Raw genomic sequence first — 16271 nt, 5'->3', positions numbered from 1 at the left:
ATCGCCTCTTACAGATAGAGATATTTTGCCTGATTCCGTGTCGCGAGCGCCGGGGTGTGCCGGATGAGTTCCGTGACCGCAAAGGATTCCGTGTCGCCGAGCTTTCCAGTGCCGCGACCATGGCGGCTTCCGGAGCCGCGGACATGGGTTCATTTGCGGCGCACCTATCGGGGGGAGTTCTGAGATGAGCGAGAGTTCCGAGGTCAGCGTCGAAAACCTCGTCGTCGAACGCGGCGGCAAACGCGTCATCCACGATATCTCCTTCTCAGTCGCGGCCGGCAAGGTGACGACCCTGCTCGGCGCCAACGGGGCGGGCAAGTCGAGCACGGTCATGGCCATGGCGGGCGTTCTGCCGCGCGGCGGGGCGGTGCGTCTGGGAGACATCGCGCTCGAAGGATTTGCGCCCGATCGCATCCGCCACGCGGGCCTTGCGCTCGTTCCGGAGGGGCATCGCGTGCTGGGGCAATTGCTACCCGACAGTCGAAGGCCGCGCTACGGTCGCGCCGGCTCAGAACTGATGAGGGCGAGAATGCTGCCGCTAAATCACAGAAATTGAGGAAGAACCAAATTAAATGGAAAGTGACAGAAAGATCGCATCGAGCGCAAGAAGGCTGAAGAGATTGCGAAACAAGACGATCCCGAGAGGATGGAGCTCACCGGCAATCGGTCAACGATCACGCCGTCCATGGCGGCGACAAGCGAATTGCCGGCCATGAACAGCGCGCCCCGCGATGATCGCGGGCATGGAACAGGGCCTCATGCCGGCACGGCTGCCGGTTCGGTTTCCCATTTCGGTCTTGGCGTCGCATTCATCAGCTGGCGCGTATAGGGATGCTGCGGATTGCGGAAGATGTCATCGGTGCGGGCATGTTCGACGATCGCGCCGCTCTTCATCACGATGATGTGGTCGGCGAAGTGGCGCACGATCGGCAGGTCATGGGTGATGAAGATATAGGCGAGGCCGAGCCGGTCGCGCAGCTGTGCCAGCAGGTCGATGACCTGCACCTGCACGGAGACGTCGAGGGCCGACACGGCTTCGTCGCAGACGATCAGTTCGGGTTCACAGGCGAGCGCCCGTGCAATGGCGATGCGCTGGCGCTGGCCGCCGGAAAACTGGTGCGGATAACGATCTGCATGTTCCGGCTTCAGCCCCACGAGGCCGAGCAGCTCGACGACGCGGTCGCGCCAGCGCGGCTTGTCGAGGATATCCTTGTGGATGCGCCATGGTTCCGAGACGATATCGAAGATGGTCATGCGCGGGTTCATGGAGCTGTATGGGTCCTGGAACACCATCTGTACCTTGCGCCGGAAAGTCAGTAGTTCCTTTGCGCCCATCTGAAAGATGTCGCGACCCTGGAACAGCGCTTCACCGCTCGATACCTCGTTCAGCCGCAGGAGAACGCGCGCCACGGTGGATTTTCCCGAGCCGCTTTCGCCGACAATGCCGACCGTCTCGCCCTTCGCAACAGTGAAGCTCAGCTCCTTTACGGCATGCAGCTGCGTATGTTTCCCGAAGAAGCCGGAGGAAAGGCCGTAGAACTTGTTGAGGTTCTTCACCTCGAGGATCGGCTTGCCGGTCTCGATGGTCGAGCGGCGGCCTCCGCCCCCGGGGGTGTCGTGCGGCAGGGCGTTGATCAGGGTGCGGGTATAACTGTGCTGCGGATTTTCGAAGACCGCGCGGGCTTCACCCTCTTCGACGATCCGGCCGGAATTCATGACGATGACGCGGTCGGCCATCGAGGCCGCAACTTCGAGATCGTGGGTGATCATGATGATCGCTAGACCATCCTCGGCCTGCAGCTTTTTCAGGAGATCGAGGATCTGCGCCTGAACGCTGACGTCTAGCGCCGTCGTCGGCTCGTCGGCGATCAGGATTTCCGGGCGCAGCGCAATTGCCATCCCGATCATGATGCGCTGACGCTGGCCGCCGGAAAACTGATGCGGATGCTGGTCGATGCGTTTTTCCGGCTCGGGAATGCCGACGCGGCCGAGGATGTCGATCGCCTTTGCGCGGGCTTCCGCGCCGGTCGCCAATCCATGGGCGGAAAAGACTTCCGCAAGCTGCCAGCCGATCGGATAAACGGGATTGAGATGCGACAGCGGGTCCTGAAAGATCATGGCGATCTTCTTGCCATTCAGGTCGCGGCGTTCCTCGATGCTGCACTTGTCGAGGTTCTTGCCGCGATAGGTGATCGTGCCGGAACAGATCTCGCCGGGCGGTGTGTCGATAAGGCCCATGATGGCGCTGGCGCTCACGGATTTGCCGGATCCGGACTCGCCGAGGATGACTAGCGTTTCGCCGGCGTCAACATGGAAGCTGACGCCGTTGGTGGCCCGGAAAGCGCCGCCCAGCGACAGGAAGTCGACAGTGAGATCCTTCACTTCAAGCAGATGTGCAGATTGCAGATGAGGGGCCGTCATGTGCGTTTCTCCGGAATTCCCTTTTTCGAGCGGGCAAGCTCGATGCGCCAGCGCTGCTGCGGATCGGCATAGGTGCGCCACCAGTTGGAGAGAATGTTGAGCGAGAGCGTCGTGACAAGGATGGCAAGGCCGGGCCAGAAGGCGATCCACCAGGCGTTAGCGAGATAGCCGCGGCCGGTTGCAACCATAGCGCCCCAGGTGAACTCCGGTGTCTGGATGCCGAGGCCGAGGAAGCTCAGCGAGGATTCGGCAAGAACCACGGTCGCAAAATCGATGGCACCGATGGTGACGAGCGTCGGCAGCACGATCGGGGCGATATGGCGAAAGACGATCCGCATGTGACCGGCGCCGAGCGCCATGGCAGCACTGACGAACATGCGCTCACGCACTTCTAGCACCTCGGCGCGCGTGGTGCGCAGGTAGATCGGAATACGGGTCACGGCGAGCACGATAATGAGGTTGGTGACCGAGGGACCGAGGCTGAAGAGCACGATCAGCGCCAGGAGCAGCGAAGGGAAGCTCATGACGATATCGGCGACACGCAGGATGATGTTGCTGAGCAGGCCGCGCGAGTAGCCGGCGATCAGGCCGAGGAAGCCTCCGATCAGCATCGAGAAGAACACGGCGAAGAGGGCAATGCCGAGCGTGTTCTGCGCGCCGACGATCAGGCGGGCGAGGAGACTGCGGCCAAGCGTATCGGCGCCGAGGACATAGGCCCAGCCCTGGGCGAAGCTGAACGGTGCCATGTTGCGGGCGCGGAAGTTCGGCTTGTCGATCAGGTCGCCGACCAGCCAAGGGCCTAAGATGGCACAGAGCACGACGAGGCCGAGGAAGATCACGGCGGCCAGCGCCAGCTTGTTGCGGGCAACCAGACGCAGGACGTGAAAACGTCCGGCCGTCTTTGGCTTGGTGTCTGCGGAGACGGTCATCGCTGGCATACTCATTTCGCTTGAAACCTGATGCGCGGGTCGAGCCCTGCGTAAAGAAGGTCGATCAGGATGTTGAGAACGAAGATCGCGACGGCTGTGATCAGCACTGTCGCCTGGATCAGGGCGAAATCGCGCCGGATGATCGCATCGATCATAAGCTTGCCGATGCCCGGCCAACCGAAGATGGATTCGACGACGACGGCGCCATTGACGAGGCTTGCGGCGAGGTCGCCGGCAACGGTGATGACCGGCAGCAAGGAGTTCCGGAGCGCATGGCGGAAGATGATCTGCGAGCGCTGCACGCCCTTGGCGCGCGCCGTCTTCACATAGGGCGAGGCGAGCGCACTGATCATCGTACCGCGCACCACCTGAACCAGAAGACCGAAGGGTCGGAGCGTCAGGACGAAAATAGGCATGATCCAATGCAGCGGCGTACCCGTGCCCGAGGTCGGCAGCAGGCCGAGGCCGACGGAGAAGATGAGGATGGCAACGATCGCCACCCAGAAATCCGGGGCGCTGGCGCCAGCAAGAGAGGCGGTGCTGGCAAGGCGGTCGAACAGGCTGTCGGGCTTTGCCGCCGCCAGTGAGCCGACGACGATCGCCAGCGTCAGCGCTAGTGTCATGGCGATTACCGCAAGCTTCAGGGTCTGCGGAAAGGCTTCGAGCGCAACTTCCATCGCCGGCCGGTTGCGGCTGAGCGCCGTGCCGAAATCGAGATTGGCGACACCGAACAGATAGCGGCCGAACTGAACGTAAAGCGGGTCGTTGAAACCGTGGGCTTCGGAGAAGGCCTGGCGCTGCGCTTCGGAGGAATCCAGCGGCAGATAGAGATAGGCCGGATCGCCGGTGAGGCGCGACAGGAAAAAGACGAGCACGAGCAGGCCGATCACGGCGATCAGGCTCTGGGCCGAACGTCTCAGGATAAAGCCAAGCACAGCCATTCCTTACACAGCGAAAAGGGAAAAAGGGCACGGCGGTCGCGCCGCCGTGCATTAAACCAAGGTTAGTCCTTGAACTTGATCTGGGACAGCGCGATTTCGCTGTTCGTCTTCAGGTCCGGTTTCCAGTCCAGGCGGTTGCCGACGCGTACATAGCCGATCATGTGATACATCGGGATATCGGCGACGATCTCGTCATGAACCTTGAGGAAGGCTTCCTGGAAGAGCTTTTCGCGCTCCGTGCCGGTCGCCGTCATCGCCTTTTTCAGGACGACATCGAGTGCGGGATCGGCAATCGTCGAATATTGGCCTTCGCTCAGGAACATGACCGGGGCGGTGAAGCCGGCGTCGCCGGTGTTGTTGTCATGCTGCTGCTGGAAGAGCGTCGGGCCGCGGCCCTGCGGAAAGGGTTTGTCGAGATAACGCACCCAGTCTGCGGCTTCGAGCTGGCGCAGCGAAACCTTGAGGCCGATTTCCTGCCACATCGCCATCATCGCTTCCAGCGACTCAGCTGAATTCGGGAAGAAGCCGTTGCGACCGATGATGACGATCTCGGTATCGACCGGAACGCCGTCCGCCTTGGCTTCCTCGATCAGCTTCTTTGCCTGCTCGGGATCATAGGGCCAGGGCTTGATGTCCGGGTTATGGCCGAGCACGCCGGGAACCACCATCTGCGATGCTCGCAGCACGTCCTTGCCGAACAGTGCTTCGCCCATGCCGTCCCAGTCGATGGCAAGGTTCAGCGCCTTGCGTACGCGCACGTCGTTGAGCGGCGGAATCTCCGCATCGATGCGCATGCGCGTTGTTTCGGAGTTCAGATAGGCGAAGTCGGCGTCGGGGTTGGTGGCGTCCTGCACGGCGAGCGACGGCGTCATGTCGGCCTCGCCGGATTCCACCATGGCCGCGCGGATGGCGGATTCATTGCGCCAGACGAAGGTCGCCTTCGTCACTTCGGGCTTTGCGCCCCAGTAGCTGTCGCTGCGGGCGAGAACAATCTGTTCGTTGCCTGCGCTTTCGAGCGTATAGGGACCGGTGCCGACTGGCGCGTTGGTCTCGGTGTCGAAGGGCATGTTGGGCGAGACGATCTGCACCGTGCCGAGCAGCGTCGGCATAATGGGGATGGGGCTGTCGGACGTGATTTCGAGCGTCGTCGCATCGATCGCCTTCGGGGTCAGCTTGACGTCGCCGAATTTGGAGCGGCTGTCGCAGGTGAGCTTGGGGTTCATCAGGCGGTCGATTGACTTGGCGACGGCCTCGGCATTGAACTCTGCGCCATCCTGAAACTTGACGCCGGATTTCAGATGAATGCGCCAGGTGAGGTCGTTGACCTGTTCCCAGCTTTCGGCGAGCCACGGCGCGACCGTGCCCTTTTCCGGTTCGATATTAGTCAGGGTTTCCGTGATGTTGGAATTGATCACCCGCCCGATATCGGAGCGGATCGAGCGACAGGGTTCAAGGTTGGCGGGCTGCTCGGGCAGTACGATCTTGATTTCCCCTTCGGCAGCATGGGCTGCGCCGGAGAGCAGGATCGTCATCAGCCCAGCCGAAACGCCCCTTGAGAATTTCATCGCCATTGTCATTTCTCCTCCAAGATAAAGACTTCGATGTGAATATTGCCTTTCCCCGCGCAGGTTGCACGAGGCCGGCGGCAGCGCCTCCACGCTGCCTAAAACACACTAGGGCACTAATGTATTAGTGTAGATACGCAGAACTGTCAACTAAACGCTAACGCCGCGTTTCCGGTTTTCCAGTGTCCGCGAAATTGCCTGTTCCTCCGCTGTTTTCAGGGCCTCGACAGCCTCCCGGACCGGAGCCAGCCTGTCGGCAGGCAGGTTCGAAACCATCGGCATCAGCGGGCCTGTGTCGGCAACGCCTGACAGCCGTAAGCCGTCGTGCAGAACCTGAAGACCACCGAGCGTCAGCCGTACCTTTTCGAAATGCAGAAACGGCATGCTGAGTTCGAAAGCCTCCGCAGCACGGTCGGCCTTGTAGAGCGCAAGAAGCTCGGAAGCGGCAGCAGGCGCGATGCAGACGGCGCCCGACGTGTAGGTTGTCAGCTTGCGCTTGGCGAGATGATCGTGGATCGGCGTTTCGCCCATGCCGCTTGCCACATGCTCCGCCCCGATCGCCGAAAGCACGGCGTCGAGATAGGGGTCGTCGGCAGCGTCCGGTTTTTCGACGGCGTATTTGACGAACCTTACCGCCTTTTCCGCAATCAGTTTAGCCAACTCGTCCGGCTCGACATAGTTCTCGCGCTTGAGATAGAGGATGAGGCCGCTTCCGAAGGCGGCGGCGAGTTTGCGTACGCCATGGGCGACGCCTGCCGGATCGGCCGGGAAGTTGGTCGGCAGGACCATGACATTCCTGAAGCCGAGATCGCGGACGATCGGCACCTGCGCCATCGCCTTGCCGAAGTCGTTGCCGACCGAGGTGATGAGATGCGTCGTCGGTGCGGCGGATGCCTTGATCGCTTCCATGGCGGCTCGGTAGTCGTCGAGGCCGAAATGATAGAGATTGGCATTGCCGCCATAGAGCAGGATGTTCACGCCGCCCGCTTCGATATGCTTGATGATGGCCTCGTTGGCGCCGGTATTCACCGAATAATCGGCATTGAGCGCGATGGGAGGCACGGCGACCACGGATGATGCGTAGTCGGTCGGAGCAAGTGCTTGTTGCATAGTTGACCCTCCTGAAGTCAACTATCCTTACTGAATCCGGGAAAAGTTGTAAATAAAAATTACATATCCGCTTTCAAGGGTCGAGATCGCCATTCGTCATGCGCCGGCGTGCCTGGAGAATATGGCTTTCCATGGCCACCCGGGCCCAGATGGGGTCCTTGTTGCGGATCGCTTCGACGATATCGGCGTGTTCGCAGATAACCTTGCGGGCGCGGGCCGGCGATCCCGAGCGGGTCAGCGACAGCGACACGTTCATGAAGCTGCTGAGCGAAACGTTCGGGCCTTCGAGCGCCATGCTGAAAAACTCGTTGCCGGTTGCCTCCGCGATCGACAGGTGAAAGCGGCGGTCGCTTTCCGGCAGGAACAGGCCGCGGGCGACCTGGCTGGAAAACTGCTCGTGGGCTTCGATGATGTCGCCGAGCGCCTTGTCCGTGCGCCGCTCGGCAGCAAGGGCCGCGGCATTGCCTTCGACGCAGAACCGCAGTTCCTGATAACGCAGGAAACGCGAGATATCGGTGAGATCGGCCAGATCCGGCAGACTGCGTGATGGCGTGGTCAGAACATAGGTGCCACTGCCGCGCCGGGCTTCCACGAGGCCATCCAGCCGCAGGCGTGCCAGCGCATCCCGGATGACGGGGCGGGAGACGCCGAACCGGTCGGAAAGATCGCTTTCTGATGGCAACCGGCTGCCTGGCGGAAAAACGCCTTTCAAAATGTCCTGCAAAACATGACCATAGACCTGATCGGCATAGCTGGAGGGTCTCATTTCAGGTATGTCTGCTATAGGGTTCATATCGTCAGACAAGGAGGCGTGCTTTCTACCGTCGGTTTCACAAGTCAAGCGAGCTGCTTTTCACTAAAGCATTAATGCATTAAAACAGTCAAAGACGATTTGAAAAGGAAGACGTCTGTGACTTCTGATCTGCCCCTCGCCAAGCATCGTACCGGATTGGACCGCACGCGCCAAATCGCCCCGCAGATCGTTGAATATCTCCGCGAAAAAATTCTAGAACTGGAACTCGCGCCCGGCACCCCACTATCCCGGGTAGAGTTGCAGAAGCAGTTCGGTCTTAGCCAGACGCCGGTTCGCGATGCTCTGATGCGGTTGGAGGAAGAGGGGCTGGTCACGGTCTATCCGCAGTATGCAACGCTCGTTTCCAAGATCGATATCAATCTTGCAAGGCAATCGCATTTCATGCGGCGTGCCGTCGAGCAGGAGATCGTCCACGAACTTGCTTCCAAGCAGGACCGGCGTTTCATCGATCGCCTGATCAGTGCCAACGCGCAGCTTAAGACGCTCGTGTCGTCGGATGAGTACGGTGATTTCCTGCGGCATGACCGCGCTTTCCATTACATCTTGTATGAAGAGGCCGGGCTTGAAGATGTGTGGCCGGTGGTGCGGCGCCACAGCGGTCATATCGACCGGCTTCGCCGACTCAACTTGCCGAATGTCGGCAAAGGGCGAGTTGTCGATAATCATGATGCCATCATCGAGGGGCTGGCTGCGGGCGATCCGGACAGAGCCGAGGAGGCGATGAAGGTGCATCTCTCCGGCACTCTTTCCATGGTTTCCAGTATTGTCGAGCGCTATCCGGATTTCGTTCAGGTCGAGTGATTGCCGTCGTTCACCTTGTTCATGTTTATGGGACGGCCCTAGTTCGTAGCGCTGCTGCGCCTGGCTTTTAGTTTCGCATCACTCGTGTCATGCCTTTCAGCCGGTTGTCTTGCGGAGGAAGGTGCACTTAATTTGGTTCATACACTAATGCATTAGTGTATTGCCGTTGCCTTCCGCCTGTGCTAATCCTGAAAGCAAGGCAAGAACATGCACAGGAAATACCCATGTCCAAGACAGTGAGTGCGCTGCGAAGCGCGAGATGGTTTGCTCCCGATGATCTCCGCTCTTCAGGCCATCGCTCTCGCCTGATGCAGATGGGCTATGACGAGAAAGACTGGGGCAAGAAGCCGATCATCGCGATCCTCAATACCTGGTCCGATCTCAACCCCTGTCATGCGCATTTCAAGCACCGGGTCGAGGATGTGAAACGTGGTGTCCTGCAAGGAGGAGGTTTTCCGGTCGAGCTGCCGGTGCAGTCGCTCTCGGAAAGCTCGCTGAAACCGACGACCATGCTTTATCGCAACTTCCTCGCCATGGAGGCCGAGGAGTTGCTGCGCGGACACCCGGTCGACGGCGTTGTGCTGATGGGTGGCTGCGACAAGACCACGCCGGCCCTTGTCATGGGTGCCATCAGTGCAGGCTTTCCCATGATCTTCCTGCCGGCTGGCCCGATGCTGCGCGGCAATTACAAGGGCGAATATCTGGGCTCTGGTTCTGATGCCTGGAAATACTGGGACGAGCGCCGAGCCGGAACGATTACCGACGAACAATGGACCGGGGTGGAAGAGGGCATCGCCCGCTCCTATGGCCACTGCATGACCTTCGGTACGGCAAGCACGATGACGGCAATCGCCGAATCCATGGGCCTGACGCTGCCGGGCGCAAGCTCGATCCCGGCCGCCGACGCCAACCACATTCGCATGTCCACCCGCTGCGGTCGCCGCATCGTCGACATGGTGTTGGAAGACCTGACGCCGGACAGGATCATCAATCGCCAGTCCGTCGACAACGCCGTCGCCGTCGCTATGGCCACGGGCTGTTCCACCAATGCCGTCGTGCACCTGATCGCCATGGCGCGTCGCGCCGGTGTGCCGCTGACCCTCGACGAGCTGGATGCGGCCGGCCGCACGACGCCGGTCATCGCCAATATCCGCCCCTCTGGCAAACAATACCTGATGGAGGATTTCTACTATGCCGGCGGCCTGCGTGCACTGATGGCGCAGATGAAGGACAAGCTCGATCTCGATGTCATGACGGTGAGCGGCTTCAAGCTGGGGGACACATTGGAAGGCGCAGAAGTCTATAACGACGACGTCATCCGGCCGCTGTCGAACCCGATCTATCACGAGGGCTCGCTTGCGGTGTTGCGCGGCAACCTTGCGCCGAACGGCTGCGTCATCAAGCCATCGGCCTGCGAGGAGCGTCTGCGGGTGCATCAAGGTCCGGCGCTCGTTTTCGACAGCTATCCGGAGATGAAGAAGGCCGTGGAGGACGAAAACCTCGATGTCACGGCCGACCACATCTTGGTGTTGCGCAATGCGGGCCCGAAAGGCGGCCCGGGCATGCCAGAATGGGGCATGCTGCCGATCCCGAAGAAGCTGATCAAGCAGGGCATCCGCGACATGCTGCGCATTTCCGACTCGCGCATGAGCGGCACGAGCTACGGCGCCTGCATCCTGCATGTTGCACCGGAATCCCACGTCGGCGGTCCGCTCGCTTTGGTTCGGACCGGCGACATCATCCGCGTCGATGTGCCGAACCGTTCGATCGACATGCTGGTGGACGAGGAAACCCTGGCAAAGCGTCGAGCCGAATGGGTCGCACCCGCCGACAAGTTCGAGCGCGGCTACGGCTGGATGTTTTCCCAGCACATCACCCAGGCCGACGAGGGCTGCGATTTCGATTTCCTGAAAACCGAATTCGGCAAGTCCGCCGGTGAGCCCGACATTTTCTGATTACCGGCGTTTTCGGCCAGCCTACATTTCTGATTGGAGGAACCATGACTGCTTACACCCTTTCCGATGCCACCCGCCAGAAATACGAAACCGTCAGCACCGCGACGCTGTGTACGGCACTGTTCAAGCGCGGTCTGCGCAACCAGTTCATTCAAGATGTGCGCCCCGTTGCGCCCAAGGCGAAGAACATGGTCGGCCAGGCCTTCACACTCCGCTACATTCCGGCCCGCGAAGACCTGAACCAGCTCTCCGTCTTCCAGAACCCGGAGCATCCGCAGCGCGCCGCCGTCGAGCAGTGCCCGCCCGGTTCGGTGCTGGTCATGGATAGCCGTAAGGATGCGCGTGCGGCCTCTGCCGGCTCCATCCTCGTCTCGCGGCTGATGGTGCGCGGCGTGGCCGGCGTCGTGACCGATGGCGGTTTTCGTGACAGCCCAGAGATCGGCGAACTCGACATGCCCGCCTATCATAGCCGCCCCTCCGCACCGACCAATCTGACCCTGCATCAGGCACTCGATATCAACGTGCCGATCGCCTGCGGTGATGTCGCTGTCTGGCCCGGCGACGTTGTTGTCGGTGACCGGGAAGGCGTGATCATCGTGCCTGCAGGTATAGCCGACGAGATTGCCGATGAGGCTGTGGAAATGACCGCGTTTGAGGATTTCGTGACTGAGGAAGTGCTGAAAGGTCGCTCGATCATCGGCCTTTACCCACCGACGAAAGAACAGACGAAGGTCGATTTTGCCGCATGGCGTCAGGTCAAAGGACGGTAAGACCTTCCCAAATTCTCAAAGACATGGCGGATCACATGCACAAGGACATCACCATTCTTCAGGCGGCTCACCTCCCGGAAAAGACAGAGAGGGAGCTCCACGAAGCATTCGACATCATCCACTTTCCAAAAGACCATGATGAGGGCATGCGCCTCCTTGCCGAGCAGGGATCGAAAATCCGCGGTATTGCAGTGCGCCACGCCCATATCGACAAGGCGATGCTCGACGCCATGCCGGCGCTGGAAATCATTTCCAGCTACAGCGCAGGCCTCGACGGCATTGATGTGGAGGCGGCACGCGCGCGGGGCATTGCGGTACACAACACTTCGAAAATCCTTGCGGAAGATGTCGCCGATCTCGCTGTGGCGCTTGCTGTCTCCGTAACCCGCGGTACGGTTCGTGGTCATGATTTCGTTCGGGATGGCAGTTGGGAGAATGGTGGCACGTTTCCGCTTGGCCGCTCCCTGCGGTCACTGAAAACAGGCATCATTGGTCTCGGGCATATCGGCTCCGCCGTTGCCAAACGTCTGCAGGCAACGGGCGCGACGGTCGCCTATCAAGGGCCCCGCAAGAAGCCGGTGGATGTGGCCTATTTCCAGACGGCCACGGAACTTGCAGCTTGGGCGGACCTGCTGATCGTGACCTGCCCCGCAATGCCGGAAACAATTGGTCTCATCGATCAAAGTGTGCTCGATGCCCTCGGCCCGGATGGCTTTCTGGTCAACATATCCCGCGGCACCATCGTCAACGAACCGGCGCTGATCTCGACGCTGGCGCGCGACGGCATAGCCGGGGCGGGTCTCGATGTCTTCGGCAAGGAGCCGCATGTGCCGGAAGCGCTGCGGAAAGACCCACGTGTCGTGCTCTCTCCCCATATGGGCAGCGGCACGCGCGAAACGCGCCAGCAGATGGGCGACCGGCTGGTCGAGGCGCTGCTGGAGCATTTTTCCAATCGATGATGATGGGCTGAACGGTCGCTTTTCGACGCCGCGACAGGCGCCTTCTGAAGGAAAATCAGCATGTACAAGAACCTGATTGCCGGCGAATGGGTTGCTGGCGAAGACGCTATCGAGAACATAAACCCTTCGAATACGAAGGATGTCGTCGGGCTCTATGCCCGGGCGAGCTTCAGCGATGCGACGACTGCAATCGCCGGTGCCAAGCAGGCCTTCCCGGCCTGGTCGCGCTCGGGCATTCTGGAACGCCATGCGATCCTGAAGAAGACGTCCGATGAGATCATGGCCCGCAAGGAAGAGCTTGGCCGCCTGCTCGCCCGCGAAGAGGGCAAGACGCTTCCGGAAGCCATCGGCGAAACCATCCGCGCCGGCCAGATCTTCGACTTCTTTGCCGGTGAAGCCCTGCGCCTTGCAGGCGAAGTACTGCCGTCGGTTCGCCCGAATATCGGCGTCGAAATTACTCGCGAAGCCGTCGGCGTTGTCGGCATCATCACGCCCTGGAACTTCCCGATCGCCATTCCGGCCTGGAAGATCGCGCCGGCGCTCTGCTACGGCAACACCATCGTCTTCAAGCCGGCCGAACTGGTTCCGGGCTGCGCCCACGCCATCGTCGACATCCTGCATCGCGCCGGCCTGCCGAAGGGCGTCCTGAACCTCGTCATGGGCAAGGGCTCGGTCGTCGGTCAGGCCATGCTCGACAGCGCCGATCTCGCTGCCATCACCTTCACCGGCTCGACCGGCACCGGCAAGCGCGTTGCAGCTGCCTCCATTGAACATAACCGCAAGTTCCAGCTGGAAATGGGCGGCAAGAACCCGATGGTCGTTCTCGATGATGCCGACCTCACCGTTGCTGTTGAAGCCGCGGCCAATTCCGGCTTCTTCTCGACCGGCCAGCGTTGCACCGCTTCCTCGCGCCTGATCGTCACCGAGGGCATCCATGACAAGTTCGTCGCGGCCCTGACCGAGAAGCTGAAGACGCTGGTTGTCGACGATGCCTTGAAGGCCGGCACCCATATCGGCCCGGTCGTTGACGAACGCCAGCTGGCGACCGACATCGACTACATCGAGATCGGCAAGCGCGAAGGCGCCAAGCTCGCTTTCGGCGGTGACATCATCACCCGCGAAAATCCGGGCTTCTACTTGCAGCCGACGCTGTTTACCGAAGCCACCAACCAGATGCGCATCAGCCGCGAAGAGATCTTCGGACCGGTCGCCTCCGTCATTCGCGTCAGGGATTACGAAGAAGCGCTCAGCGTTGCCAATGACACGCCGTTCGGATTGTCTGCCGGTATCGCGACGACGAGCCTGAAGCATGCGACGCACTTCAAGCGCAACTTGGAAGCCGGCATGGTGATGGTCAACCTGCCGACGGCGGGCGTCGACTTCCACGTTCCCTTTGGCGGCCGCAAGGCATCGTCCTTCGGCTCGCGCGAGCAAGGCAAGTACGCCGCCGAATTCTTCACGACCGTCAAGACCGCGTACACGCTGGCGTGAGATTTATTCGCAATCTAGTCCTATTCGTTGTAGCTAGAGCTTCCTGGCCGGCGGTTCGTTCCGTTTCAAGAGCAAGGTGCGTCTCATTTGGCCGATCGGTCGACTTGAGGTGTTATCAGTCAATTTCGTCACTGCTGGACTGCGCCTTGTAGCCCATGCTTGCGGTCATACGGCGCGGCCATTTTTGGTGTTTGTGCATAAGGAAAGCCGTATCCGGCCTCACCGCCCCTCAAGACGATGATTGTCCTGTGGCTTCAAGGACATATGCATACCATTAAAACTTGACATCTTTTATCATGTTATTTAGCGGTTTTGTGCCGATGGTCGCGGCTTACGAGATCAGGCGATGACTGGTTAGGGGATTTTTACATGAAGTTTATGTTGGGGTGCACAGTCGTTATGAGCGCTGTGGCAAACGGTGCCGCATACGGGCAGAGTGCCACCGAATTGGCACCAATAGTGATTACCGCGAAGAAAGACACCACGTCCACGATCGGAACCCTCCCGGAAGAATATGCAGGCGGTCAGGTCGCCAAGGGCGCTCGCCTGGGAGCGCTGGGAAACCGAGATTTCATGGAGACCCCTTTTAATGTGACTGGGTATACATCTCAGAAAATCGAGGACCAGGGTGCCCAGACCGTGGGCGAGGTGATGGACAACGATCCGTCTGTCAGAAACACCCACTCCTCGGGGGGGATGTTGGACTCTTTCTACATCAGAGGCTTTCCGGTCGGCGAAGGCAACGCCGGCGAAATCGCGTTTGATGGGATTTATGGCATCGCCCCTACGTACCGGGTCTTCACCGAATATGCCGAGCGGGTCGAGGTGCTAAAGGGTCCGACAGCTTTCCTTTACGGAATCTCTCCCAACAGCGCCGTCGGCGGCACCATCAACATCGTTCCGAAGCGGGCGCTCGATGAGGATCTGACGCGGCTGACGACAGATTACGCTTCCGACTTTCAGGGCGGTGTTCATGTCGACGTGTCGCGGCGGTTCGGCGACGAACGGCAATTCGGTATTCGTCTTAACGGCAGTGTCCACGGTGGCGACACCCCGATTGATGATCAGACACGGGACTTTTACGTTGGAGCCTTGGCTCTTGATTATCAAGGGGAAAATCTTCGAGCCACACTCGACGTGATCGGACAGCGCGAAACTTTTGACGCGCCGCAGCGTCCCTTCTTTCAAACCACCGGTTTGATCGTGCCAAGCGCACCCGATGGATCGCTCAATGTTCAGGAGCCGTGGGAGTGGTCGAAAAGCGCGGACCGCTCGGTCCTGGGCAGGGTCGAATATGATCTGACCGACGATATCACCTGGTTTGGCGCCGTCGGTGGCGGCAATTCTCACGTGCATCGCCTTTTTGGTCTGCCGACCATCCTGAATTCGGCCGGCGATGTCACCATCACGCCACAGAATGCGGTGTTCGACGTCGACAGACTGACGGCAGAAACGGGTATCCGTACCAAGTTTGACACGGGGCCGATCTCCCACACAATGACCCTGCAGGCGAGCTATCTGCACCAGAGCCTCGATCGTGCGATCGTTTCAGGAACTGCCCAGCTGAGCAATATGTACGACCCTGTCCGTCGTATCGAGCAGTTCGTCGCCGATCCCAGTTCAGTGCCGAAGGTCTCTGAAGCCAGGCTGTCCGGCGTTGGCCTGTCGGACACCTTGTCGATGCTCGACGAGCGCGTGCAGCTCACTCTTGGCGGTCGCTTCCAGCAGATCGATTCGAAGAACTTCAATGCAACAACAGGCGCTGTCTCATCGTCTTCGGACGAGGACGCCGTCACGCCCCTCTTTGGCCTCGTTGTCCGCCCCTGGGACGAGGTTTCCTTCTATGCCAACTACGCGCAGGGCCTGAGCATAGGCGATACTGCTCCCACCACGGCCATCAATGCGGGCGAAACGCTCGCTCCATACAAGACGACACAATACGAGATCGGTACCAAAATCGACCTCGGACAGATTGCCATGACCGTCAGCGCATTCCAGATCGAGAAGCCCTTCGGCCAGTTGGAGCCAAGCGGCGGCGGCCAGCTCTTTACCGCCGGCGGGGAACAGCGCAATCGCGGCGTTGAGTTCAACGTGTTTGGCGAAGTCACGGACGATCTGCGCTTGCTTGGCGGCTTGGTGCTGATGGATGGTGAACTGACGAATACGTCAAGCGCTGCGACCCGCGGCAAGCGCCCGATCGGCGTGCCAAAGATCCAGGCGAACATCGGGGCAGAATGGGATGCGTCTTTCCTGGAAGGCCTGACGCTGACGGCCAATGTCATTCACACCGGCGAACAGTATATCAACACGACGAACACGCTGAAGATACCTTCCTGGACGCGGCTTGACCTTGGCGCGCGCTACAAGACGGAAATCGAAACGAGGCCCGTCACATTCCGGGCCTCCGTCGAAAACGTGTTCGATAAGGACTACTGGTCTGGGGTCGCCAGCTTCAGCACGATCGCCCAGGGTGCGCCGCGCACCTTCAAGGTATCGATGACCACAGACTTCTGAG

General features: G+C 60.2%; 13 protein-coding genes. 7 read left to right on the top strand and 6 right to left on the bottom strand.

Going from position 1 to position 16271, the window contains the following annotated elements:
- Positions 1-184: 184 nt before the first annotated feature.
- Positions 185-556, top strand: a complete 372-nt coding sequence (locus tag H4W29_RS26080) for an ATP-binding cassette domain-containing protein (protein ID WP_246517468.1) — start codon at positions 185-187, stop codon at positions 554-556.
- 200 nt (positions 557-756) lie between these two features.
- Here the strand turns inward: H4W29_RS26080 and H4W29_RS26075 are convergent, their stop codons facing one another.
- From H4W29_RS26075 to H4W29_RS26050, 6 genes are all read right to left on the bottom strand, one after another.
- A complete protein-coding gene (locus H4W29_RS26075; protein ID WP_376776609.1) occupies positions 757-2406 on the bottom strand; it encodes an ABC transporter ATP-binding protein in 1650 nt (549 codons plus the stop codon).
- 11 nt (positions 2407-2417) lie between these two features.
- A complete protein-coding gene (locus H4W29_RS26070; protein WP_192731725.1) occupies positions 2418-3365 on the bottom strand; it encodes an ABC transporter permease in 948 nt (315 codons plus the stop codon).
- On the bottom strand, positions 3362-4285 hold the full coding sequence (locus H4W29_RS26065) for an ABC transporter permease (RefSeq protein WP_192731724.1): 924 nt from the start codon (positions 4283-4285) through the stop codon (positions 3362-3364). The genes H4W29_RS26070 and H4W29_RS26065 overlap by 4 nt, the downstream gene beginning before the upstream one ends.
- Positions 4286-4353: 68 nt before the next feature.
- Positions 4354-5862 (bottom strand): ABC transporter substrate-binding protein, encoded by a 1509-nt coding sequence (locus tag H4W29_RS26060; protein ID WP_192731723.1) that lies wholly within the window; start codon positions 5860-5862, stop codon positions 4354-4356.
- Between the two features lie 144 nt (positions 5863-6006).
- Positions 6007-6966 carry a dihydrodipicolinate synthase family protein gene (locus tag H4W29_RS26055; RefSeq protein ID WP_192731722.1) on the bottom strand — a complete coding sequence of 320 codons (960 nt, stop codon included), beginning with the start codon at positions 6964-6966 and terminating at the stop codon, positions 6007-6009.
- A gap of 73 nt (positions 6967-7039) precedes the next feature.
- Positions 7040-7759 carry a FadR/GntR family transcriptional regulator gene (locus H4W29_RS26050; protein ID WP_192732802.1) on the bottom strand — a complete coding sequence of 240 codons (720 nt, stop codon included), beginning with the start codon at positions 7757-7759 and terminating at the stop codon, positions 7040-7042.
- A gap of 117 nt (positions 7760-7876) precedes the next feature.
- Here H4W29_RS26050 and H4W29_RS26045 point away from each other — a divergent pair, with 117 nt between their 5' ends.
- From H4W29_RS26045 to H4W29_RS26020, 6 genes are all read left to right on the top strand, one after another.
- Entirely contained in the window at positions 7877-8581 is a 705-nt protein-coding gene (locus H4W29_RS26045) for a GntR family transcriptional regulator (RefSeq protein WP_192732801.1), read from the top strand.
- Between the two features lie 224 nt (positions 8582-8805).
- Entirely contained in the window at positions 8806-10536 is a 1731-nt protein-coding gene (araD, locus tag H4W29_RS26040) for an L-arabinonate dehydratase (protein ID WP_192731721.1), read from the top strand.
- Positions 10537-10580: 44 nt separating this feature from the next.
- Positions 10581-11306, top strand: a complete 726-nt coding sequence (locus H4W29_RS26035) for a ribonuclease activity regulator RraA (protein WP_192731720.1) — start codon at positions 10581-10583, stop codon at positions 11304-11306.
- 35 nt (positions 11307-11341) lie between these two features.
- Entirely contained in the window at positions 11342-12265 is a 924-nt protein-coding gene (locus tag H4W29_RS26030) for a 2-hydroxyacid dehydrogenase (RefSeq protein WP_246517465.1), read from the top strand.
- 60 nt (positions 12266-12325) lie between these two features.
- Positions 12326-13756, top strand: a complete 1431-nt coding sequence (locus H4W29_RS26025) for an aldehyde dehydrogenase family protein (RefSeq protein WP_210332371.1) — start codon at positions 12326-12328, stop codon at positions 13754-13756.
- A 369-nt stretch (positions 13757-14125) separates the two neighbouring features.
- Positions 14126-16270 (top strand): TonB-dependent receptor, encoded by a 2145-nt coding sequence (locus H4W29_RS26020; RefSeq protein ID WP_192731718.1) that lies wholly within the window; start codon positions 14126-14128, stop codon positions 16268-16270.
- The last annotated feature ends 1 nt before the right edge of the window (position 16271 follow it).

The sequence above is a fragment of the Rhizobium viscosum genome (genome assembly GCF_014873945.1).
Classification (GTDB): Bacteria; Pseudomonadota; Alphaproteobacteria; order Rhizobiales; family Rhizobiaceae; genus Rhizobium; species Rhizobium viscosum.
Note: the sequence above shows the minus strand (reverse complement) of the source record. Positions and strands in the feature narration are given on the sequence as shown.